At 39.2% G+C, this 23,471-nt stretch carries 17 protein-coding genes; 8 read left to right on the top strand and 9 right to left on the bottom strand.

Annotated features, from left to right (window positions below; translation table 11 throughout):
- Window positions 1-10: 10 nt before the first annotated feature.
- From ftsA to HDE68_RS25760, 4 genes are all read left to right on the top strand, one after another.
- Window positions 11-1,372 (top strand): cell division protein FtsA, encoded by a 1,362-nt coding sequence (ftsA, locus tag HDE68_RS25775; RefSeq protein WP_183885516.1) that lies wholly within the window; start codon window positions 11-13, stop codon window positions 1,370-1,372.
- Window positions 1,373-1,501: 129 nt separating this feature from the next.
- On the top strand, window positions 1,502-3,133 hold the full coding sequence (gene ftsZ / locus HDE68_RS25770) for a cell division protein FtsZ (RefSeq protein ID WP_183885514.1): 1,632 nt from the start codon (window positions 1,502-1,504) through the stop codon (window positions 3,131-3,133).
- Between the two features lie 172 nt (window positions 3,134-3,305).
- Window positions 3,306-4,547, top strand: a complete 1,242-nt coding sequence (locus HDE68_RS25765; RefSeq protein WP_183885512.1) for an aminotransferase class I/II-fold pyridoxal phosphate-dependent enzyme — start codon at window positions 3,306-3,308, stop codon at window positions 4,545-4,547.
- 260 nt (window positions 4,548-4,807) lie between these two features.
- Window positions 4,808-4,987: a histone H1 gene (locus tag HDE68_RS25760; protein ID WP_183885510.1), complete on the top strand. Its 180-nt coding sequence runs from the start codon at window positions 4,808-4,810 to the stop codon at window positions 4,985-4,987.
- A gap of 73 nt (window positions 4,988-5,060) precedes the next feature.
- Here HDE68_RS25760 and dapA read toward each other — a convergent pair whose 3' ends face one another.
- The 3 genes from dapA to HDE68_RS25745 are packed head-to-tail and all read right to left on the bottom strand — an operon-like array spanning window position 5,061 to window position 8,715.
- Window positions 5,061-5,945 carry a 4-hydroxy-tetrahydrodipicolinate synthase gene (gene dapA, locus HDE68_RS25755; protein WP_183885508.1) on the bottom strand — a complete coding sequence of 295 codons (885 nt, stop codon included), beginning with the start codon at window positions 5,943-5,945 and terminating at the stop codon, window positions 5,061-5,063.
- A gap of 4 nt (window positions 5,946-5,949) precedes the next feature.
- Window positions 5,950-7,968: an NAD-dependent DNA ligase LigA gene (gene ligA, locus HDE68_RS25750; protein WP_183885506.1), complete on the bottom strand. Its 2,019-nt coding sequence runs from the start codon at window positions 7,966-7,968 to the stop codon at window positions 5,950-5,952.
- Window positions 7,969-8,025: 57 nt separating this feature from the next.
- Window positions 8,026-8,715 carry a hypothetical protein gene (locus HDE68_RS25745; RefSeq protein ID WP_183885504.1) on the bottom strand — a complete coding sequence of 230 codons (690 nt, stop codon included), beginning with the start codon at window positions 8,713-8,715 and terminating at the stop codon, window positions 8,026-8,028.
- Window positions 8,716-8,871: 156 nt separating this feature from the next.
- Here HDE68_RS25745 and tyrS point away from each other — a divergent pair, with 156 nt between their 5' ends.
- Window positions 8,872-10,158 carry a tyrosine--tRNA ligase gene (gene tyrS / locus HDE68_RS25740; RefSeq protein ID WP_183885502.1) on the top strand — a complete coding sequence of 429 codons (1,287 nt, stop codon included), beginning with the start codon at window positions 8,872-8,874 and terminating at the stop codon, window positions 10,156-10,158.
- Window position 10,159: 1 nt separating this feature from the next.
- On the opposite strand, the gene HDE68_RS25735 is transcribed toward tyrS, so the two are convergent.
- Genes HDE68_RS25735 through HDE68_RS25725 form a run of 3 tightly spaced genes read right to left on the bottom strand, consistent with a single transcriptional unit; the run spans window position 10,160 to window position 13,990 of the window.
- Window positions 10,160-11,143 (bottom strand): acyl transferase, encoded by a 984-nt coding sequence (locus HDE68_RS25735; protein ID WP_183885500.1) that lies wholly within the window; start codon window positions 11,141-11,143, stop codon window positions 10,160-10,162.
- Between the two features lie 54 nt (window positions 11,144-11,197).
- A complete protein-coding gene (locus tag HDE68_RS25730) occupies window positions 11,198-11,548 on the bottom strand; it encodes a hypothetical protein (RefSeq protein ID WP_183885498.1) in 351 nt (116 codons plus the stop codon).
- Window positions 11,549-11,551: 3 nt separating this feature from the next.
- Entirely contained in the window at window positions 11,552-13,990 is a 2,439-nt protein-coding gene (locus HDE68_RS25725; protein ID WP_183885496.1) for a penicillin acylase family protein, read from the bottom strand.
- 292 nt (window positions 13,991-14,282) lie between these two features.
- Between HDE68_RS25725 and HDE68_RS25720 the strand changes: the two genes are divergently transcribed.
- The 3 genes from HDE68_RS25720 to HDE68_RS25710 are packed head-to-tail and all read left to right on the top strand — an operon-like array spanning window position 14,283 to window position 19,279.
- Window positions 14,283-16,754, top strand: a complete 2,472-nt coding sequence (locus tag HDE68_RS25720) for a glycoside hydrolase family 31 protein (protein WP_183885494.1) — start codon at window positions 14,283-14,285, stop codon at window positions 16,752-16,754.
- A gap of 30 nt (window positions 16,755-16,784) precedes the next feature.
- On the top strand, window positions 16,785-18,749 hold the full coding sequence (glgB, locus tag HDE68_RS25715; protein ID WP_183885492.1) for a 1,4-alpha-glucan branching protein GlgB: 1,965 nt from the start codon (window positions 16,785-16,787) through the stop codon (window positions 18,747-18,749).
- Window positions 18,750-18,751: 2 nt separating this feature from the next.
- Window positions 18,752-19,279 carry a GNAT family N-acetyltransferase gene (locus tag HDE68_RS25710; RefSeq protein ID WP_183885490.1) on the top strand — a complete coding sequence of 176 codons (528 nt, stop codon included), beginning with the start codon at window positions 18,752-18,754 and terminating at the stop codon, window positions 19,277-19,279.
- 69 nt (window positions 19,280-19,348) lie between these two features.
- On the opposite strand, the gene HDE68_RS25705 is transcribed toward HDE68_RS25710, so the two are convergent.
- The 3 genes from HDE68_RS25705 to HDE68_RS25695 form a co-directional block, all read right to left on the bottom strand.
- The gene (locus tag HDE68_RS25705) at window positions 19,349-20,440 is read right to left on the bottom strand and encodes a PepSY-associated TM helix domain-containing protein (protein WP_183885488.1); all 1,092 of its coding nucleotides are present in this window, start codon (window positions 20,438-20,440) and stop codon (window positions 19,349-19,351) included.
- On the bottom strand, window positions 20,437-22,803 hold the full coding sequence (locus HDE68_RS25700) for a TonB-dependent receptor (RefSeq protein WP_183885486.1): 2,367 nt from the start codon (window positions 22,801-22,803) through the stop codon (window positions 20,437-20,439). Before HDE68_RS25700 ends, HDE68_RS25705 begins: the two co-directional genes overlap by 4 nt.
- Before the next feature lie 298 nt (window positions 22,804-23,101).
- Entirely contained in the window at window positions 23,102-23,401 is a 300-nt protein-coding gene (locus tag HDE68_RS25695) for a hypothetical protein (protein WP_183885484.1), read from the bottom strand.
- Between the last annotated feature and the right edge of the window lie 70 nt (window positions 23,402-23,471).

Below are 23,471 nucleotides of genomic sequence, written 5' to 3'. Positions count from 1 at the left end.
AGATATAGTTATGGGCAAAGAAAAAACCACCGTTCAGTCTCCAATTGTAGTGGGATTGGACATCGGTACCACAAAAATCTGTGTGATAGTTGGTCGCAGAACACAGCATGGCAAGATTGAGGTTTTGGGTATTGGGAAAGCAGAGTCTGCGGGCGTAACCCGTGGTGTGGTTTCCAACATACAAAAAACTGTACAGGGTATTTCACAGGCCGTTGAATTGGCGAGCGGTCAGTCCAATGTGGAAGTACGTGTAGTAAACGTTGGTATTGCTGGTCAGCATATCAAGAGTTTACAGCACCGTGGAATCCTGACAAGAAGAGAACTGAATAATGAGATCAGTAAAAAAGATCTGGATAAGTTAATTGATGATATGTTCAAACTGGTTATGCCCCCGGGAGAAGAGATCATCCATGTACTGCCACAAGAATTTACTGTCGATAATGAACCAGGTGTAAAAGATCCGATCGGTATGGCGGGTGTTCGTTTAGAAGCGAATTTCCATATCATTTCAGGTCAGGTAACAGCTGTTAAAAATATCATGAGATGTGTGACCAATGCAGGTCTGCAAACTCAGGAGTTAATTTTAGAACCGCTTGCTTCTTCTGAATCTGTTTTAAGTGATGAAGAAAAAGAAGCAGGCATTGCTTTGGTGGATATAGGTGGTGGTACTACTGATATTGCGATTTTCCATGAAGGTATTATTCGTCATACTGCGGTTATCCCTTTTGGTGGAAATAGTGTGACTGAAGATATTCGTGAAGGATGTTCAGTGATGAGAAATCAGGCTGAATTGTTGAAAACACGTTTTGGTTCTGCTTTAGCTGAAGAGAATAAAGAAAATGAAATCATTTGTGTACCAGGTCTGCGTGGCAGGGAACCAAAAGAAATTTCGGTAAAAAATCTTGCTTATGTAATCCAGGCCCGTATGGAAGAAATCATTGAGCATGTTTATTACGAAATTAAATCTTCTGGTTATGAGAAAAAACTAATCGGTGGTGTTGTTATTACTGGTGGTGGAGCGTTATTAAAGCACCTTTCTCAATTGGTAGAATATGTAACAGGACTTGATTGTCGTGTAGGTTATCCGAATGAACATTTGTCGAAATATGAGGATATGCCTAAGACGATCTATGATGACTTGAAAAGCCCAATGTACGCGACCAGCGTAGGCTTGCTGATTAAAGGAATTCAAAAGGCCGAAGAGTTAATTGAAGAATTGAAACAGCCAGGTATTTATGTCGAAAGACCAGCTGTTGTGAAGGATAAAGTTAAGCGTCCGGGCGGTGGATTATTTGATAAATTATTAGCGAAAACTAAGGATTTTATCAAAGACGACATGAACGTCAGTGACGAGGATTATATAAAACCGTAATATTTATCCACAATGAACGATTTTTCCACATTCCAAACACTTGTGGAAAACGTGTGTTGAAAAAGTGTTAATATTACAATGAGAGATGAACAGGTAAAACCAATTTTTAAGTAACTGATTCATAAATATATGTATTTTGAAATGTTAAAAGATAAGTCATCAATCATCAAGGTAATTGGTGTTGGTGGCGGTGGTGGTAATGCGGTTAACCATATGTACCGTCAAGGAATTGCAGGTGTAGATTTTATAATCTGTAACACTGATGCCCAGGCATTGGAGTTCAGCCCTATACCTAATAAAGTACAACTTGGTGCAAGTTTAACCGAGGGAATGGGTGCAGGCTCGATTCCGGAAGTGGGGAAAAATTCGGCTATTGAAAATATAGACGATATCAAAAGCATGTTAGGCAGTACTACAAAAATGCTGTTTATTACTGCAGGTATGGGAGGTGGTACAGGAACAGGTGCTAGTCCAATCATTGCTCAGGCAGCGAAAGAACTTGACATTTTAACTGTGGCTATTATTACCACGCCTTTCTCTTTCGAAGGTAAAAGACGTAAAATGCAGGCAGAAGATGGTCTGGACGAACTGAAGAAATACGTAGATTCTTATCTTGTGATTTCAAATGATCGTTTACGTGAAATATTTGGTAACCTGACTTTAGGTTCCGCTTTCGCACAGGCAGATGATATTTTGACAACTGCGGCAAAAGGTATTGCCGAAATCATAACGGTTCCTGGTTATATCAACGTGGATTTTAAAGATGTGCGTACAGTAATGAAAGACAGCGGTGTTTCTATCATGGGTAGTTTTGCCTGTGAGGGGGAAAACCGTGCTTTACTTGCTGTTGAAGGTGCATTAGCTTCTCCGCTGTTGAAAGACAACGAGATTGAAGGTGCAAGATATATCCTGCTGAACATCAGTTCTGGTTTAAAAGAGGTTACAATGGATGAGGTAGCTATTATCACGGATTATATTCAGGATAAAGCTGGTTTAACCGCAGATCTGATCTGGGGTAACTGTATTGATGAGAACCTTGGAGAGAAACTTTCTGTAACGATCATTGCTACAGGATTCCAGACTACAGAACAACGTGCCCACGATAAAAAGAACGTAAAGAAAATTTCTTTATTAACTCCTGAAGAGGCCCCTTTAGTAAAACCATTAGAACCTGTTAACTCTTTTATTGAGCCAAAGGCTGGTGCTTATATGAATGAGCCGGTGATGAAACTGAAAGATGATCTGAAACAATCTGATCTTTTCGGCGACATGTACAGTGGTAATAAAAACAGAAGAGATGATTCTGACAATGGTATCATCAGACATACACTGGTAGAAGAAGAATCTGCACCTGCCGAAAATAAACAGGAAGCAGGGATAGACTTTGAATTGAAAACATCAGAAACTGATTTCGTTTTTGAAACACCTAAGTCAAATTATAACGAGCCGGCTGCACAAAGACAGGAAGAAATTGCTGTTCCGGGTCTGGATGATGATAAGAGCGACGAATCTATTGAAGATCAGCTTAAAAAATCTAAGGAGCGCATTATGAGGCTTAAAGATCTGAGCATGAAATTGCGTACAACCAATGGACTGCAGGAACTTGAAAATGAACCGGCTTATAAACGTAAACAAACGCAGTTACAACAGGTGCAGCATTCATCAGAATCGCAGGTATCAAGGTTCACATTGAGCAATGATGAAGAGGGAAGTACTGAAATCAGACCTAACAATTCATTCCTTCACGATAACGTTGATTAATCTTCAAATATAAAAATTAACAAAAAAGCCTTAACAATCTCTTGTTAGGGCTTTTTTGGCATAATAATCGTATGCCATTCAGCAAGATGGACCGTTTTAGTCCAATCTTGTATTTGAGCCGTAGAAAGCTTAAATTTGCATAAAATAATAAGACAACTTAAATACAGATACATTGGATATTTTTGAAAAGATAGCAAAACATATGGGCCCGCTTGGGCAGCACCAGAAATGGTCACATGGATATTTTTCCTTCCCAAAACTAGAAGGACCCATTGCACCACATATGAATTTTCGGGGTAAAGAACATTTGGTTTGGAGTTTAAATAATTATCTTGGATTAGCGAATCACCCGGAAGTAAGAGAAGCTGATTCAAAAGGAGCTGCAGATTTTGGAATGGCTTACCCTATGGGGGCCAGAATGATGTCTGGAAATTCTAAATACCATGAGCAATTAGAACAGGAACTGGCAGAATTTGTAGGTAAGCCCGATGCATTCCTGCTTAACTATGGTTACCAGGGAATGTTATCTATCATTGATTGTCTTGTAGATAGAAATGATGTGATCGTTTACGATGGAGAGTGCCATGCTTGTATTATTGATGGTTTGCGTCTTCATTTAGGGAAACGTTTTGTTTATAAGCATAACGATATAGAAAGTGCCCGTAAACAACTGGAACGTGCTACTAAATTGGTGGAAGGTTCTGGCGGTGGTATACTTGTGATTACAGAAGGTGTTTTTGGAATGTCAGGTGCACAGGGTAAATTAAAGGAAATCATTGACCTGAAAGCAGATTTCAATTTCCGTTTGTTAATTGACGATGCACATGGGTTTGGTACGATGGGTAAAACCGGTGCCGGAACACATGAAGAGCAGGATTGTATTGAAGGGGTAGATATTTATTTCGGAACATTCGCAAAATCAATGGCTGGAATTGGTGCTTTTGTGGCTTCTACAGAAGAGATCACTAATTTCCTGCGCTATAATATGCGTTCTCAGACTTTTGCTAAAGCATTGCCAATGCCAATGGTAATGGGCTTGCTTAAACGGCTTGATTTGTTGAAAAACAATCCTGAATTAAGAGAAAGACTTTGGGATATCGCGACTACACTGCAAAAAGGATTAAGAGCACGTGGATTTGATTTGGGTATTACTGATACGATGGTTACCCCGGTTTTCTTAAAGGGTGAATTATTACAGGCTACGGCACTGACTATGGACCTGCGTGAGAACTATGGTATCTTCTGTTCGATTGTAGTCTATCCTGTTATTCCTAAAGGCTTAATTTCATTGAGACTGATACCAACAGCTATGCATACCTTAGAAGATGTAGAGCGTACACTGGAAGCTTTCAGCGAAGTGTCGGACAAACTGAAAAGCGGCTATTATAATGACAATAAATTCAGTCCTGAATAGACTGATCTCCATAAATAAAAAACGCCCTTTGCTTTATGTAAAGGGCGTTTTTTATTTGGCTTATTTTGTATTTATCTGTTTTTCAGTGATATATCTTAATTTTATTGACAAATTTGTGAATAACCATGCTTTTTGTGGATAAAAACACGGTTTTAGTGTTTTTAATTGTAATGGTAATTTTTCATTTATTAGAATAAACCACCTACATTAGTAATTGAGTATTAATCAAACCTAATAATAAACCAAAAGGTAATTAGAAAATGAAAAAATTTGAGGAGTTAAAAAAGCTTGTTACCACATTAGAAGCTGATGCAGACAAGTTTTACAACAAAGCCAACAGTGCAGCCGGAACTCGTGTCCGTAAAGGAATGCAGGATCTTAAAAACATAGCTCAGGCTATCCGTTTAGAGATTCAGGAAACCAAAAACAAAGAGGCTTAAACCAATTTCTTGTTTTGAATTTTATAGCGCCCCGGTAATACCGGGGCGTTTTTTGTATAGCTTTAAATGCTATTTAGATACTGATCTGTTTGATTTGCGTACTGATCAGTTGTGCAAGGCGTCCTGATGCTGGTACTAATGGTAAACGAACCTGGTCACCACAAACATTGAAATATTTCAATGCAGCTTTAATTCCTGCCGGATTGCCTTCTTCAAAGACTAAGCGGGTGAATTCAACCATTTTCAAATGCATTGCCTGAGCAGCTTTAAAATCACCTTTAAGACATAATCTGATCATTTCTGAGAACGATAGGGGAATTGCATTTCCAACTACAGAAATTACACCAACAGCGCCTAAGGCAATCATTGGCAATGCAACAGGATCATCACCAGAGATCAGCATGAAGTCAGCTGGTTTGTCTCTCATAATCTGGTTGAACTGATCAAAATTACCTGAAGCTTCTTTTGTTCCGATAATGTTTTTGCAGTCTGTTGCTAAACGGCAGGTTGTTTCTGCGCTCACATTACTTGCTGTACGGCCCGGAACGTTATAAAGCAATACAGCTAAGTCTGTTGCTTCACTGATGGCTTTATAGTGCTGATAGATTCCTTCTTGTGTAGGTTTATTGTAATATGGGCTTGCTGAAAGTATGGCGTCATAACCTAAGCTGCCGTCAAAATCTTTGATTTCCTGAACAACTTCGGCTGTATTGTTACCACCTATACCAGCGATAAGTGGCAATCTGCCATTATTTATTTCTGCTGTAAATGCCCAGATCTTCTTCTTTTCGTCCTTATTGAGTGTTGCTGTTTCACCTGTAGTACCTAATGATACCAGGTATTCTACCTTTCCATCGATCTGGTAGTTGATCAGTTTTTTTAAACCGTCGAAATCTACTGATCCGTCTGCATTAAATGGCGTAACAAGGGCTACACCTGTTCCATGAAATTTGTTCATTTTTTTAATCTTTATTCAACATCTCTAATAAGTCGTTCTCCGAAATCAGGGGAACGTTCAGTTTTTGGGCTTTCTCTAATTTTGATGGGCCCATATTATCACCTGCAAGCAGATAATTCAATTTAGCGGAAATACTGCTTAATATCTTCCCGCCATTACTTTCAATCATATCTTTCAGCTCTTCTCTGCTGTATTGTTCAAAAACTCCCGAAATTACGAATGTTTTTCCAGTTAATCTGTCACTATCCAGTGTAATCACTGTATGGATAGCTTCAAATTGTAAACCATAGGATTTCAGTAAGTTAATTTGCTCAATATGTGCTTCTTTGCTGAAATATTCGATAATACTTTCTGCAATACGTCCTCCAATTTCATCTATTGCCGTTAGTTCTTCGTGTGTAGCAGCAATTAAACGGTCAATATGACCGGTCCCAACAGCCAGCTTTCTGGCTACAGTTTCTCCTACATATCTGATTCCCAAACCAAAAAGTACTTTTTCAAAAGGCATTTGTTTCGATAGTTCGATACCCTTTAGCATATTCTCTATAGAACGCTCTCCAAACCTTTCTATGTTCTTAAGCTGGTCTGCCCTGTCTTTTAAAGTATATAAATCACTGATATGGCCTAATAAGCCTTTCTGATAAAAAGATTCTATGGTTTCATCACCCAGTCCATCAATATTCATTGCTTTTCTGGAGATAAAATGCTGTATTTTACCAACGATCTGAGGCCGGCAGCCTTCATCATTCAGACAATAAAATGCCACTTCGCCTTCTTTACGGACTAATTCAGTACCACATTCAGGACAGTTGGAAGGATAAATCACCCTTTGTGCACCTTCTTTTCTTTTCTCCAGATTTACTTCAATAATCTTAGGGATGATTTCACCGCCTTTTTCTACAAAAACACTGTCTCCAACATGGAGGTCCAGTCTTTCAATCTCATTGGCATTATGCAGGGTAGCACGCTTAACTGTAGTCCCGGCAAGCAATACAGGTTTTAAATTGGCCACGGGAGTAACTGCGCCAGTACGTCCAACCTGGTAACTTACACTTTCGAGAATGGTTTCTACTTCCTGTGCTTTGTATTTATAGGAAATTGCCCAGCGTGGAGACTTGGCAGTAAAGCCCAATTCCTGCTGCTGCGTGAAACTGTTTACTTTAATTACGATCCCGTCGATATCGTAGCTGAGTTTAAACCGTTCATTTTCCCAGTAATGGATAAATTCCAGAACCTGGTCAATATTACTGCTTAGCCTGGTATGTTCAGAAACATGGAAACCCCATTTATTAAGGGCCTGCAGACTTTCATAGTGAGTTTTGAAATGCTCTTTTTCGGTGTGAAGCGAATAAAAGAAAGCATCCAGTGGCCTTTTTGCTACTTCTTTAGGGTCCTGCATTTTTATAGTACCGGAAGCAAAGTTTCGTGGATTTGCATAAGGTACTTCTCCGAGTTCTTCTCTTTCTTTGTTCAGTCTTTCAAAAGCAGCACTATGCATTAATATTTCTCCCCTGATTTCAAATAATGCAGGTGTATCTGCCTTTTTTAAATGATGGGGAATATTACTGATTGTTTTTACATTGGCAGTGACGTCATCGCCTTTAGTCCCGTCACCACGGGTAACGGCCCTAAGCAACTGGTTATCCTGGTAAGTCAGGCTAATAGAAAGTCCGTCGAACTTTAATTCGCAAACATATTCGAAATTATCACCAATTGATTTTTTGATCCGTTCATCAAAGTCGCGCAGATCCTGTTCGTTATAGGTGTTGCCCAGGGATAGCATAGGCCATCTGTGCTTTACAGTAACGAAGTTTTTAGTGATATCACCGCCAACTTTTAAGGTAGGCGAATCAGGATCGGCAAATTCCGGATGTTCTTTTTCCAGTTGTCCAAGTTCTTCCAGTTTCTTGTCAAACTCATAATCGGCAATGGTAGGCATTGCCAGTACATAATAATTATAACTGTGTTGGTTAAGTTCATTAACCAAGGCGTCCATAGTGTCTTTTATAGTGGATTGCGACATAAGGCGAAGGTACTAAATAGGCTGATTTGCTGGTTTGATTTTGATGTTTTTTTTTCGCTAAAAGGACTGTTTATCCAATTCTTCTTCTATCTGCTTAAATATGCTCAGGTAACCCTGCTTATTCAGCTGCTGTTTGAATTCTCCGAGCTGCAGTGTGAGCTTATCTAATTGTGAATTTGTAAATGGATTAAGCCATAAACGCATACATATACGGTTTAAGGCATAAGTAATATTTTCAATTTTCTCATAGCTGAACAAGTATTCGTTAGCGATGAATTTACTCAGGAAATCATCAAATCTTCCCTGATCAGGTAAACCTGCATATTTTAAAAATCCAGTCAGGGATTCAGTATGGGCACTTTTTAGCTGTTTGTAAAAATGAGCTGTATCTACCTTATTTTGAGTTAAGAGTAAATGATCTAATAGCAGCTCCAGCCCGATATGAGCTAAAAAGAAAGGTTTTACCGGCCCGGTTTGTAAAGCAGGCAAAATTAATTGTTTAAGCAGGGCGGTTTGTTCTTTAAAGAATGCTGAGGAATGAAATATCCGGTCTACTTCAAGATGTCTTTTCCATCCGCTTAAAAGCGCTGCATAATCGGGTACATCCCTAAAAAGGTATTCATCTTTTTGCGGGTTGAGGTTCCAGTCTTTATCTGCATTTTTAATCAGGTCTGGCAAAACAACTCCCATCACCATGTAATCATTGGGGTTTTGCCGTTCGAAATAAAAATGCGAAAGAAAGTTCATTGCTTTAAAAATAGAGTTTTTTTAACGGGGCATTCTGATAAATGGCCAAAATAGCCTATAATAATTAAAACCTGACAAGAATCTGTCCAAGATGATCTTTTATTCAAATCTAAATTTAAACAAACGGTTTCTTATCTTTGGCGAAATTATAAAGCGATGACCAATTTTGTTGATGAATTAAGATGGAGAGGCATGTTACACGATATCATGCCCAATGCAGAAGATAAATTAAATGAAGGCATGTGCTCAGGGTATATAGGTTTTGATCCTACAGCAGACTCTTTACATGTTGGTCACCTGACACAGATAATGACGTTAATTCACTTTCAGCGTGCCGGGCACAAGCCTTATGCACTTGTTGGTGGTGCTACTGGTATGGTTGGTGATCCGTCCGGAAAATCTGAGGAAAGAAATTTACTGACTGAAGAAGCACTGGCTCATAACCTGGATGGTATCAAAAAACAGTTGAATCAATTTTTAGATTTCAGTGCGGAAGGTAATGGTGCTGTAATGGTAAATAATGCAGATTGGTTTAAAGGCTTCAGTTTCCTGAACTTTATCAGAGATGTAGGAAAACATATCACTGTGAACTATATGATGGCCAAAGACAGCGTTAAAAAACGTCTGGAAGGTGATACCGGGATGTCTTTTACGGAGTTCAGTTACCAATTGATCCAGGGATATGATTTTTATTATTTATGGAAAAATATGAACTGTACCATTCAAATGGGTGGTTCTGATCAATGGGGAAATATTGTAACCGGAACAGAATTTATCAGAAGAAAAGACAGAGGCACTGCCTATGGGTTAACTACGCAGCTGATTAAAAAAACAGACGGTACTAAATTCGGAAAAACTGAAAGCGGTGCAATCTGGTTAGATCCTGAAAAAACTTCTCCTTATAAATATTACCAGTTCTGGCTGAATGCTACGGATTCGGATGCCAGAGCATGGATACGCATTTTTACTTTACTTACGCAACCGGAATTAGAGAAACTGGAAGCAGAACATGATGCAGCACCACATTTAAGGATTCTACAGAAAGCTCTTGCTACTGATATTACCGTAAGAACACACTCTGAGGCTGCGCTGGAAACTGCATTGAAGACTTCGGAATTCTTATTTGGTAATGGTTCTTTATCATTCCTGGAGAGTTTGAGCCCGGCTCATATCCTGGAGATATTTGAAGGTGTGCCTCAGTTTACAATCAACCGTGAAGAATTGAACGCTGGAATTGATGTAGCGACTTTATTAGCCGAAAAAACTAATGTGTTCCCTTCAAAAGGTGAAGTGAAGAAAACAATACAAGGTGGCGGACTGAGTATTAATAAAGAAAAAGTTGCAGAGGTTACTGCCAGTTATACTGCCAGCAACCTGATTAATGATCAATATATAATCGTTCAGAAAGGTAAAAAGAACTACTTCCTGCTAATCGCAGCGTAGTTTACTGAACCAATAGGTTACAGCCTCTGATGTCTGCATTGTCAAAACGGCCCAGTACTTCAAAGGAACCGCCAGGCAGTAAACGGCCCAGATCCTGAGTAGCGATAAACGAACAGGAGTTGATATTTGCCAGATCAATGATATTTATTCCTCCTGTCTGATTAGAATTGAGAAGTGTTAGGGGATCATTTGTATCCCTTAACACAATCTTCATCCAGTTAGGGCAATCAAAAACACCATTTCCTGAAGAGTAAGCCTGGGATAGCAACTCGGTCATTCCGTATTCACTATGAATAGCATCCACACCAAATCCGCTGGTTAGTATTTCATGTAATTCTTCGCGGACCATTTCTTTTCTTTTTCCTTTCATACCGCCTGTTTCCATTACGGTTAATTCAGGAAAGTTTACCTGGTAAAGTTCCAGAAAATCAAGTAAAGCATAGGTTACACCGATTAAAATGGTTTTCTGACCAGCCGCTTTTAAAGTATTTAATTTATTGAAAAGCTCTTCATGGTTATGCAGAAAATAGCCGCTGTCAGGATGTTTACTCTGATTAAGTAAGGCATCAATCATATAAATCAGCGAAGAACCGTCTCTTTCAAGATAGGAGGGCAGTAAAGCAAGCAGACAAGTATCTTCTATCTTACCATAAAACTGTTCAAAGGCTTTATTGAAGCTGTCTTCGTAAACCTTGAGGTCAGTGACAAAATGTTTGCTTTGAATTTGGCCTGTGGTACCTGAGCTACTGAAAATGATCTCTTCCTTTTCAGTATTGCTAACCACAGTGTGGCTTTTGAAAAAGCTGATTGGCAGGTAAGGTATATCAGCAACGCGGGTTATCTGATCTGCCTTAATATTCAGGTTGGTTATAAACTGGTGATAAGGAACACAAAATTCTGCCTGATATTTAAAGATAGCCAGTGCGGCTTCATTAAATTGTTCATCATCGCGGATAGAAAATATTTGAGGAATTAAAGTTTTCACGTTGCAAAAATACACAAACAGATCATTAGATGAATTTTTAACGGCTCCTTAATTTTATGGGTTTGTTTTTTTTATCAATACAGCTTTTCTGAACTGATAACCACAATAACCGCTTACTGCTGCTACAAATCCACCTAAGAGTACAGAAACTACCAGGATCAACCACCAGGCATGCAGACCGAACATTTCGGCAACACGGGAACTCAGCAGATTGTGGTTAGGGAGGCTCTTGTACAGGGCCACACCTGTCCATAATAAGAGAATAGCAAAAAATGGTTGCCATAAGGATAGTTTTGCAGTTTTACCAATTAATCCGCAGGTAACGAATGAAATGATGACAATGATCCACCAGGGCAAAATCATTTGTAATAGAAAAGAAGCGATAAGTATAACGAGAAAGACCATGTGCTATTTTTTAGAAATTTTTAAATGAGAAAGAACTTTTCCTTGTTTGTCATCCACAGAATTCATGAGGTAAAGGTCATATAATTTGCCGTCTGCCCAGGTGGTCAGCATGTCGTCATAGAAGAAGCTTCCTGGATTACCAGATTGTCCGCCAGGATATACACCGTGGCCTTTAGGTGTTTTGCCTAATTCAACGACCATTCTCCAGGAAGGTCCATTGCTTTCACTCAAAGCATTGATCGTACTTTTCGCTCCACCGATCATTAAGACTTCAGAGCCCATGCCAGGTATTTTTGCAAGATGCGGGATATTGGTTTTTTTGACGTTTGCCCACTGCCAGTTCTTGCCAATAGGTCCGTATTTCCGCTCCAGACTATCACAAGCATATTTAAAAGCTTCGTTAACCAGATCATTCAGGGTTTCTTTTTGTGGTGTATTCACATTATCGAACCATTTTGAGTTAGGATCTTTTAAAATGAGTTCTGTTGTACGGTCTTTTGAGGGGTAACGCATAGGTACAGAGGCGAAGGTAAAATCATCTGCCCAGATATCATCAAACAAGCGGGTTGTCCATAAATCAAAGATACTTCCGGCCACAGCTTTAGCAGTGTAGAATTTATTCCATTTTGCAGTTATGCTTAATGCTTCTTTTTGCGTTGCATTTAATTTTGAGGCGTCTATTTTTGATAATAAAGCAGGGAGCAGGTTTTGAGCAAGAATACTGTAACTATCGCTCTGCATAATCCTGATACTGTCGACAGTAGCCTTATTCATAACTTTTAGCATGTCATTAATTCGCTTGCCTCTTTCGTATGGGCTAAATTCCCAATTGATATAGTATGGATAGGAGGGATCAGTAGAGGATTGGTTTGCAGAACTGACAAAATTTCTGGGAGGATTTTTAACTGTAGGATTTTGCGCATTGGGTATCCATCCCTGCCAGTCGTTTGCAGGATCAGATCCGTCGAGAATAAATTTACCCTGGTCTTTCCATTTCAATGGGAATTTTCCATTAGCGGTAATGGCAATATCATTAGCCGATGAAGCAAAGATGAAGTTCTGAGCAGGGGAGTCAAAGTATCTTAATGCTTTTCTATAATCGTTATAGTTTTTACCCCGGTTCAACTCATAGAAAGTCATAATTTCATTTGATTTATCATGAGCTATCCAGCGCATTGCATTTCCTGTAGGAACATAGTCGGCCATTTTGAATTTATCGGGCTTCTTTGTATAAACTACCGGGCCGTGATGAGTGTAGAAAACGGTATCTATCTCGCTTTTTGCATTCCTGATTTTGATGGTTTCCAATCTCATGGTGGTGTTTTTCCACTGATTGTTGTATTTGTATTGTCTGTGGGAATCATCTTTAAAGGTGATCTGAAAAAAATCAAGTACATCTGCTGCAACATTGGTTACTCCCCATGCAATGTCTTTGTTGTAGCCAATAATGATGCCCGGAGCGCCGGGAAGGGATACGCCATAAGTATTTAATCCTGGTGCGTGTAACTGAACCTGGTACCAGATAGAAGGCAAGGTTAAATTCAAATGCGGATCATTGGCCAGAATCGGATAACCTGAAGCTGTTTTTGCACCGGATAAAGCCCAGTTATTACTGCCTATACCTTCTTCTACCGGTTTGGTTTTTATTTGAGTTGTAGCCGTTTCAGCTGGGTTGACAGGTGCTTTAGGAATAGATAATGGCTTAAAATCCCATTTTGTTCCTACAGGGATAATCGGATCTTCACGGAAAGGGTAATCTGGAAATAAATCGGAAGTTACCGCTGTACCGTATTTCTTCATAATATTACTCATGTAAAACTCATCAGAACGAATGGCTAGTACGGCTGCCATTTGTTTAAGCATTAAAGCACATTTAACAGGTGTCCAGTCTTCTGGGGTAAAATCCAGTATTTTATATTCCAGAGGAAGCTGTGCACTGGAAAGAGAATGTATATAATCATTAATACCAGCTGTATAAGCCTCAATCATTGCTTTTGATTTGGGGTTTTCCATCATTCCTTTTAATGAATTCTCTGCTCCGTAGACCATACCCATACGACGCTGATATCTGTCCAGTTCGATTGCTTTTGAGCCTACCACTTCCGATAATCTGCCGGCTGCATAACGGGTTTGAAAATCCATTTGCCATAAACGGTTCATTGCTGTGATATAACCTTGTGTATAATAAACATCATGATCATTTTTTGCGAAAATATGAGGGATCATTCGGTCATCGAAAACTACATCTACAGATTCTTTAGTCCTTTTTAGTTGCAATGTGCTTTGTTTTGAGATACTCATTTTCTCGGCATTTTGCCAAAAACCGGTAAAAGGATTAAGGAATTTCAAAAGAGGCGGAAGACTGCCAAATTTGGTATTTAAGACAAAAGCTAACAGTACTGGTATAATGACGCAAATGAATGCTTTGAATTTGTTCCTCATATGAATTGAATTGCCGATTAAAGAATTTTATATAATGGTATTCTATGGCAATTTAATATAAAACTGGATTGATTGCTAATGTTCGAAAAATTTATGTGTTTCATATGTAGATGTAATTTGGTTTGTTAAAGAAAAAGCTAAATAGATTCAGCAAAGCGTATGTTAAGTCGGGAACCTTTAAAAGGTTGTTCGAATTATATATGAAAAACTTTGTGTTTTGGCATAATAATTAACACTTTAGCTATAGTAACAAGACAATTTACATAGACAAACAGATTACGGAAACCTTTTTATGGAAGAATTCGAAGAACAAGGAAACGAAATAAAGGATAACGACAATATTAAGGAAATTGTTGAAACAACTATTCAGCATTTGAACAATCCGGTACTTGCCTTAAAACCGATAGTTAAGAAATATCTGACTCATGTTCAGGAAGTGCGTAAAGAAGGGAACAAGTTTTTCTTCTCGGATGGTGAAGCCTGCGTGGAAGTCAGGGTAGTCAGTAATGAGATTATCCGCGTCAGACTGGCCCCGCACAGTGTTTTTCTGGAAGAGTTTTCTTATGCTGTTCCGGTAGTGGATCAGAAAGTGAGTACTTTCAGTATGGATGAAGAAGAAGATTATTATGCAATTTCTACCAATACAATTACTTGTAAGATCAGAAAGGCAGATTTTCATATTTCTTTTATAGAGAATCTTACACAAATGGTGATGAGCGAGGATGCTTCTCCAATGCACTGGGAAGAAAATGCAGATTTTGGTGGCTACTATGTTTTTGCAACCAAGAAATGTTTTCCTGAAGAGAACTTTTTCGGTCTTGGGGATAAATCCGGAAATATGAACCTGCGCGGCCGTCATTTTCAGAACTGGAATACTGATGCTTATTCTTTTGGCTGGGATCAGGACCCGCTATACAGAACTATCCCTTTTTATACAGGTGTGCACCAGAAAGCTGCTTACGGTATTTTCTTTGACAATACCTTCCGCTCTTATTTTGATTTTGGAAAAGAAGATAACGATAAGACCAGTTTCTGGTCTGATGGTGGTGAATTGCAATATTATTATATTCACGGCCCTCATATGATGGACGTGGTTAAACGTTATCAAAGTTTGACCGGAACCCATCCTATGCCACCAAAATGGGCTTTGGGTTATCATCAATGCCGCTGGAGCTATTATCCGGAGACTAAGGTAAAAGCAGTAGCAGAAGGGTTCCGTTCAAGGGATATCCCTTGTGATGCGATCTATTTTGATATCGATTATATGGATGGCTATCGCTGTTTCACCTGGAACAAAAAGCATTTTCCTGATCCGAGAAAGATGATCAAGGAGCTGGCAGATGACGGTTTCAAGACGGTGGTGATGATCGATCCGGGAATTAAAGTCGATGACAATTACTGGGTGTTTAAGGAAGGAAAAGAAAATAATTATTTCTGCAGAAGGAGTGATGATTACTTTATGGAAGGTCACGTATGGCCCGGCAGATGTCAGTTCCCTGATTTCACGAACCCAACAGTAAGAGAATGGTGGGGTGGTTTGTATAAAGAACTGGTAGATATGGGGGTTGCCGGAGTTTGGAATGATATGAATGAACCGGCGGTTTTCGGGGCAGGAACATTTCCAAATGATGTCCGCCATAATTATGACGGACACAGAGGATCGCACCGTAAAGCACATAATGTTTATGGAATGCAAATGGTGCGTTCAACTTATGACGGACTGAAAAAATTGATGCGCAATAAACGTCCTTTTACCATTACACGTGCCGGATATGCCGGAATGCAGCGTTATGGTTGTGTATGGACGGGGGATAATGTGGCGAGCTGGGAGCATTTGAAAATTGGAAATATACAATGTCAGCGGATGTCTGTATCAGGAGTTCCTTTTTGCGGGACTGATATCGGTGGCTTTAGCGGGGAACCTGATGGGGAGTTATTTACCAGATGGATTCAGTTAGGTACATTTTCTCCTTTTATGCGTGCACACTCTGCGGGGGATACTGCCGAAAGAGAGCCCTGGAGTTTCGGAGAGCCTTATACTGCAATCAACCGTAAGTTTATTGAACTGAGATACCGCTTAATGCCTTATCTGTATTCCGTTTTCTGGGAACATCACCGTTATGGTTTTCCTATTTTAAGACCTCTGGTTATGCTGGAGCAGGAAAATGTGAGCAACCATTTCAGACAGGATGAATTTGCCTTCGGCGATAAAATCCTGGTTTGCCCGATCTTAGAGCAAGGTGCTGTTTCAAGAACAGTTTATTTACCAAAGGGACAATGGTATAATTTCTGGACACATAGTTTGCTTGCCGGTGAAAATGAACATTTAATAGACGCACCATTAGAAGATATGCCTATCTTCATCAAAGCGGGAGCTGTTATTCCGGAGTATCCGGTGATGCAGTACGTTGGAGAGAAAAATGTTGATGAAGTATTATTGAATATTTATTATGCTGATTATGAAGTGAATTCGTTTTTCTTTGAAGATCATGGAGATACTTTTGCTTATGAGCAGGATATTTATTCGGAGAAGAAGTTTACTGTTAAAGGGAATGATCGCCGTCTGCTGATCCAGCAAAAACTGGAAGGTTTGTATACGCCGAATTACGAAACCTATAATTATAACTTAATCGGGATACCTTTTGGCGTGGTCAAAGTGATTGTAGATGGAGTGGAAATTAAAGGTTTCCATACGGATGAGAGAAACTGCTTACGTTTTAAGACCCATAAAAACTTCGCTGTAATACAAATTCAAGGAGAGTGAGATTTTAAAAACATATAATCCTTTATACTAATGGCTAAAGCGAATCAGGGAAATCCTGTGAAAGAAATTATTACCGTATCTGCTGATGCACCTGTCTGGATTTTTAGTTTACTGACAGATTTTGATATCGCCTTGTTTATTTCGGGCAAACATTTTCGTTTATATGAGAAGATGGGCGCACATCTTTTGAAAATGAACGATACTGAGGGTACTTATTTCTCTGTATGGGCTCCAAATGCGCAGGATGTCTATGTAACGGGAGATTTCAATGGATGGCATACAAATTCGCACAGATTATATAAAAGACTTGATGCTTCGGGAATCTGGGAAGGTTTTATCCCGGAATTGGGCAAGGGGACAGTTTATAAATATTTTATCAAAGGGTTTGATGGCAAGAATTATGAAAAAGGTGACCCTTTTGCCACAAGATGGGAGCATCCGCCGCAAACAGCTTCTGTAGTTTGGGATACTGCTTATAAATGGAAAGATAAAGCATGGTTGAAAAAGCGTCCTGTATTAAATGCACTGGATCAGCCAATGTCTGTTTATGAAGTCCATTTAGGTTCGTGGCAGCGTGACCCTTCAGAACCGGAACGTATATTAACTTATAAGGAAATAGCCAATAGCCTGGTGCCTTATGTAGTGGAAATGGGCTTTACCCATGTCGAGCTGATGCCGATTATGGAATATCCTTATTATCCATCCTGGGGTTATCAGATTACCGGATATTTTGCGGCTAGTTCCAGACATGGTACACCACAGGAACTGATGTACCTGATTGAAGAGTTTCATAAAAATGATATTGCGGTAATTCTGGACTGGGTCCCTTCACATTTTCCTGGTGATGCACATGGGTTGTTCCATTTTGACGGGACGCACTTGTATGAACATGCGGATATGCGTAAAGGGTTTCATCCCGACTGGAAATCATATATCTTCAATTATGACCGGAATGAAGTGAGGTCTTTTCTGATCAGCAACGCAATGTACTGGCTGGATCAGTTCCATGCGGATGGTTTACGTGTAGATGCGGTGGCTTCTATGCTGTATTTTGATTTTTCAAGAAAGTCGGGAGATGCAGCGACGAATGAATTTGGCGGCTCGGAAAATCTGGGGGCCATCCAGTTTCTTAAAGATCTGAATGACTCTATATACACTAATTTTAAAGGGGTACAAACTATAGCGGAAGAAAGCAGTACTTACCCGGGGGTGACCCATCCGGTAAGTGAAGGAGGTTTAGGTTTTGGTATGAAATGGATGATGGGCTGGATGAATGATACACTTAAGTATTTTAAGACTGACCCTATTGACAGAAAATATAACCATCATCAGCTTACCTTCAGTATTACTTATGCTTTTTCTGAAAAGTTTATGCTTCCTTTTTCACACGATGAGGTGGTGCATGGTAAATCATCTATGATTTATAAAATGCCAGGTGATGAATGGCGAAAACATGCTAACCTGCGTCTTTTATATGCTTACATGTTTACTCAGCCAGGAACTAAGCTTCTTTTTATGGGGAACGAATTTGCGCAGAACGGAGAATGGAACTTTACCAGATCTCTGGATTGGGACTTACTGCGTTATAAATCTCATTCAGGAATGCAGACCTATGTGAAGGCACTAAATAAGCTGTACCGTACAGAACCTGGTTTATATGATTTTAATTTCTCTGCGGAGGGTTTTGAATGGATCAGTGCAGATGACAGTAATCATTCTATTTATGTATACACCCGTAAAGGGCATAAAGCAAAAGATACGCTGATTGTGATCTTGAACATGACACCTGTTTACAGACAGGATTATAGAATAGGCCTGCCATTTAAAGCTTCGTGGAAAGAAATATTTAATAGTGATGAAACGGAGTTTTTTGGAAGTGGTAAACTGAATACAAGTGTTTTTGAGCCTGAAACTGTCAAAGCAAATGGCAGGGACTATTCTATTCTGATCAATATTGCACCTCTTGGTGCAATGGTACTTAAAACAGTAGAATAGAGATGGACATCTGGATAGAGACGGAAAGGTTAATACTCAGAGAATATATAGCCTCAGACTGGAAAATGATTCACGGGTATGCGCAGCAGGAAGGAATCCTGATTTATGAGAATTGGGGACCGAATAGTGAAACTGATACTAAAGAATTTATTGCTAATGTACTGGAACTTAATCAAGCCAGCCCAAGGACCAGTTTTGAATTAGCTATTGTATTAAAAGAAGAAGCCCTGCTGATTGGGGGCTGTGGTTTTAGATTTGATACCAAACAAGCGCATAAAGGAAATCTGGGTTATATTATTAACCCGTTATACTGGAGAAATGGATATGCTGCAGAAGCTACAAATGCTTTAATCAGGTATGCTGCGGAAGAATTAGCCGTGAAAACTATTGAGGCTACCTGCGATGTTTTAAATCTGGCTTCTCAGGCAGTTTTAAAACGCTGTGGTTTTTTCAGAATCAGGTTAATTAAAAAGCACTTTGAGATGAAGGGAAGAATGAGGGATACTTTTGTTTACGAGAGAAATACCTGAAATTAAAGATCATGGAATGATTTAAAAATGGATGCTCCTTTTTGGAAGCATCCATTTTTTGTTCAGCTCTTATTTTATCTTTCTCCACCAAAGCATAAAACCGGTAATTGATAATAAACCGGGTAATAAACCTATCAGAACATATAATATCTTCACAGGAATACCACCGAAATTACCGGTATGTAAAGGAAAGAAACTTGTTTCTGTTTTTGCCCACAGACTTTTTTCGCTAAACTTTTTGGTAGCTGTCAGCTGTCCGTTTCCGGCGTCGAAAGAAACGGAATTTCCACCCTGAAATAATGGATGCTGATCCTTTAATGTTCCGCTTACCTTGAAATCGCTGCCTGGCTGTGTGGGCATATAAACGCTTAATGGAATTAAGTCCGGCATCTTTTCAAAGGCTTTCTGTAAAAGTCCTTCCAATGGCTGTTTCGCTAAAACATTTGCCGGGCAGGGAGATGTTTGCTTTTGCCAGTAAGCCGGATCAAAAGCAAACATGTTCATCCAGAAGCCTGTGAAAAATATAACCAGGTTAAAAGCCAGGGCCCATACGCCAACCACACGATGTAAGCCAGAGGCAATGGTACTCTGGTTTTTCCATTTAATCCCAACCCTGAAGGTCAATACTTTCCAGATATATTTCCGGTAAATGATCAGACCGGTTATGATCGAAATTAACATGGTAATGGCAAATACGGTTGCCATCAAAAGCCCGGGGAGCCCTAATTGAAAACTCCAGTGAAACTGGATTAGCCAATGCATAAAACCAGTATTGAAATCTTTCAGATTTCCTTCTCTTAATACCTTTCCGGTATAAGGGTTCATACTGACCATGCCCAGATCGTAGGTGCTGATTTTACCGTCATTCTGATACAGTCTGAATTCATAGGCCCGGTCTGGAGCTGCGGCAGGATTGAGCCAGGCTATCCCTTTGATTTTTGGATGGCTGCGGGCGATTTTAAGATAGAAACTATCCAATGGTAAAGGTTTACCTGTAGGTTTTACCGTTAGCAGTTCTGCATGCACGCTTTCATCTATTTCTTTTAAAAAGACCAGACCAGATCCGCTTATACCCAGTAAGAGTAGAAATATACCTGTTATTAAGCCCAGCCAGCTATGTATTGAAAAAACCAGCACACGTGTTAAATTTATCTTCTTCATTGAATCAGGTAACTTATGCCTAATCTGTAATTCAGCGGATCACCCAAACCACCTGTTACCGTGCTGGAACGGCTGCCGGTGAAATAACGTTTGTCTGTTAAGTTATAGGCATTGAGCTGTATATTGTATTTTCCCCTGCGGTAGTTAATTGCGGCATCAAGAACGGTATAAGACGGGAATACAAAACTCTGATTTGTAATCTGACCTACCTGATCACTTACGTATCTGACTCCTGCAGCCAGACCAGCTCCCTTTACTATCCATTTTGTAACATTATATTTCAACCATAAATTGGCGATATGTTTTGGGGCATTACTAAAGCGGTCACCTTTTTTACCAAAGGTACTGGTACTGAGAATCACGTGATCGTTATAAGCGTAACCGGCTATGATATTAAAATTTTGTATCGTACCGGTAGCTGAAAATTCGATACCATTGCTTCTTGTTCCTTTAAGCGCTTCCTGGCGATGAGAATTTTCTTCTGTTGGTGCTGAAGCCAGAATATTCGCATACCTGATCTGGTAAAGAGAAACACTGGTAGAAAGGGTATTGTTAAAGAAATCTCCTTTATAACCAATTTCATATTGTGTGGCTCTGCGGGTAGGAAAAGGACCTCCTGATAAAACATTGTTGGAGGTTTGCGGATTAAAAGATTTTAAAAAGCTGGCGTAGAGAGAAATATGATCAGCAGGTAAATAAACCAGTCCGGCACGGGGAATAAACCCGGAAGCCTGCAGTTCATCGCCCTGTTTATTGTCTCTGGCAGAAAGTGGCGTTTCTTTAGCATTGTACGAATCATAACGAAGGGATAGTAAAGTTTTAATTTTTTCACCCAGGCTAATCTGATCCTGGACATATACACCAATAAGATTAGTAATTCTTTTATTATCATCAGATTCCTGTGCTTTAACAGAGGCTGCGGGCGGATCGTTACTATAATCTGGATTAAAGATCGAAATGCGTGTGGCAGGCTTATACTGATAATCATTTTTAGTCCATCCATAACGGTTATAATCAACACCGGTAATGATATGATGTTTTAAGGAGCCAGTATGGGTCTGATAAGCTAAATAAGCTGTGGTCTGTAAGCTGAAACGGCTGGTTTCCCAATCCTGATAACCACGGCTGATAGAGTCATTTCTTATTTTACCTACGGGGATGTGATCTGTATAATCCAGTTTACTATGGACTGCACGGTGTACAGCTGTGAGTTTCAGCCGATCATTAAATTGATGATTAAAAGTAAGGGTTGCAGATGCATTGTCTGTTTTTCCATAATCGGCCGGGCTTTGTACAGTCAGGTTATTTGGATAATAGTTGAAATCAAATGTTCCATCAGGGTTGGTACGGATATAAGTACCGTTATCATATTGCTGATTGGTTTTTTGATGCGCGTAATTGATTTCTAAATTCAAATCAGTTTTATGCGAAAAAAGATAAGTTAGGGAAGGTGCGATAAAAATGTTCTCTTTATCCTGATAATCTCTGAAGCTTTTTGATTTATCATAACCAATGACCGCACGGTAAAGCAATTTTTTGTTTTTAGACAAAGGCCCGGTTAGATCGGCTGAGAAACGTTTGAAATTCCAGCTGCCGATAGCAGCATCAAATTCATATCTTTCTTTTTCCAGTGGCTTTTTAGTTACAAAATTGATAACTCCTCCCGGTGAACCTTCACTAAACAATGCACCTGAGGGACCACGCAGTAATTCTACATTTTCAATGTTGTAGAGTAATGGTTGCTGGCTCCACAGGTATAAATTGCCGCGAATTCCATTATATAAGAGAAAACTTGCATCTGTAGGTGAATAAGCAGTAAAACCACGGATGCTGAAAGAACCACTTCCGTTATTGGCTTTCATCCCGGTAAATGAATTTGAAATTTCATTTAATGTAAATGCCTGACGGTCTTTGATGACCTGATTAGAAACTACCTGTACAGATTGTGGGGTGGTTAATAATGGAATATCCATTCTTGTCGAAGTACCGGATCGTTTTACCTTATAATGGTTTTTAGTACCGCTTATCGCAATTTCGTTGAGTTCCTGTCTGCTTTTTGAAAGTTGAAAACTGAGCTTTAGCTTTTTTCCTGTTTCAATAACCAGGTTTTGTCTTTTAGCAGTATAACCGACATTGGAAACTATCAATACATATGTTCCCGCAGGGACATTTTTAAAGTTGAAATTTCCATTGAGATCAGTAGTGGTTTTAAGTGCTGTATTTTGAAGGACGATATTGGCATTTGGAATGGGTTCGTTATCAAAAGAAACAATATTACCATGTAAAGAACCAGAAGAAGTCTGGGCAGAGAGCCTGAATATAGAGATAAATAGAAATATAATAAGGAAAACCTTGATTTTCATTTGTTTGTGATTTGTTTTTACTTGTGATGAAGCTATCAGATTTTTTCATCCCACTTTGTGGTTTGAAAAATCATGATGGTTTCATGTTTTTATAAATTTCTCTTTGACATCAGTTTATACTGATGCCGGATCATACGTATATAATTCGGATATATAACCGGCCGGAAGCCGATTATTTGCGCTGCATTTCAGGTAACGCATAGACGCCCATAAATTATTTTGCTATCAATAAAAATCAAAACAATAGCAGATCAGTCCGGCGGGCCGGATGGAAACAAAAAGGGTAGTCAATAAGAAATTAAGCGAAAACCTGCTGTGGCGGTTTAAAAATATCGTTATGAAAAGAAGAAGGTTTGAAATGGAGATAGAATCGGTTGAAACTATCTTTTTGAGCAGCTAAAAGAGAACCTGTAACTTTAAGTTTGTTCAGTTTACAGAAAAATAATACGTTCGTATTTTCCTGATTTTGATTTCTTTGTCTTTGTTCGTTTTCTTCAGCTTGTTTTAGTTTTTTAACTAAAATACATCTGCCGTTGCAATGCATTTCCGGTCTGTTTTTGTTCTCACAGAGTACAGATGAAATATAACGTTCATTCATTTTAAAAGAAACCGTTACCCACAATTTATTAAAGGATTGTGAAACAATGATTAAGAGTAATAAAATGCAG

The sequence above is a fragment of the Pedobacter cryoconitis genome, assembly GCF_014200605.1.
Taxonomy (GTDB): Bacteria; Bacteroidota; Bacteroidia; order Sphingobacteriales; family Sphingobacteriaceae; genus Pedobacter; species Pedobacter cryoconitis_B.
Note: the sequence above shows the minus strand (reverse complement) of the source record. Positions and strands in the feature narration are given on the sequence as shown.

What these genes read in the sequence shown, in the direction of transcription:
- HDE68_RS25745 (WP_183885504.1), bottom strand. Translation starts at nt 8,715, where the DNA reads ATGAACTTTCTTTCGCATTTTTATTTCGAACGGCAAAACCCCAATGAT.
- dapA (WP_183885508.1), bottom strand. Translation starts at nt 5,945, where the DNA reads ATGAACAAATTTCATGGAACAGGTGTAGCCCTTGTTACGCCATTTAAT.
- ftsZ (WP_183885514.1), top strand. Translation starts at nt 1,502, where the DNA reads ATGTATTTTGAAATGTTAAAAGATAAGTCATCAATCATCAAGGTAATT.
- HDE68_RS25710 (WP_183885490.1), top strand. Translation starts at nt 18,752, where the DNA reads ATGGACATCTGGATAGAGACGGAAAGGTTAATACTCAGAGAATATATA.
- tyrS (WP_183885502.1), top strand. Translation starts at nt 8,872, where the DNA reads ATGACCAATTTTGTTGATGAATTAAGATGGAGAGGCATGTTACACGAT.
- HDE68_RS25700 (WP_183885486.1), bottom strand. Translation starts at nt 22,803, where the DNA reads ATGAAAATCAAGGTTTTCCTTATTATATTTCTATTTATCTCTATATTC.
- glgB (WP_183885492.1), top strand. Translation starts at nt 16,785, where the DNA reads ATGGCTAAAGCGAATCAGGGAAATCCTGTGAAAGAAATTATTACCGTA.
- HDE68_RS25725 (WP_183885496.1), bottom strand. Translation starts at nt 13,990, where the DNA reads ATGAGGAACAAATTCAAAGCATTCATTTGCGTCATTATACCAGTACTG.
- HDE68_RS25695 (WP_183885484.1), bottom strand. Translation starts at nt 23,401, where the DNA reads ATGAATGAACGTTATATTTCATCTGTACTCTGTGAGAACAAAAACAGA.
- HDE68_RS25705 (WP_183885488.1), bottom strand. Translation starts at nt 20,440, where the DNA reads ATGAAGAAGATAAATTTAACACGTGTGCTGGTTTTTTCAATACATAGC.
- HDE68_RS25720 (WP_183885494.1), top strand. Translation starts at nt 14,283, where the DNA reads ATGGAAGAATTCGAAGAACAAGGAAACGAAATAAAGGATAACGACAAT.
- HDE68_RS25760 (WP_183885510.1), top strand. Translation starts at nt 4,808, where the DNA reads ATGAAAAAATTTGAGGAGTTAAAAAAGCTTGTTACCACATTAGAAGCT.
- HDE68_RS25730 (WP_183885498.1), bottom strand. Translation starts at nt 11,548, where the DNA reads ATGGTCTTTCTCGTTATACTTATCGCTTCTTTTCTATTACAAATGATT.
- ftsA (WP_183885516.1), top strand. Translation starts at nt 11, where the DNA reads ATGGGCAAAGAAAAAACCACCGTTCAGTCTCCAATTGTAGTGGGATTG.
- ligA (WP_183885506.1), bottom strand. Translation starts at nt 7,968, where the DNA reads ATGTCGCAATCCACTATAAAAGACACTATGGACGCCTTGGTTAATGAA.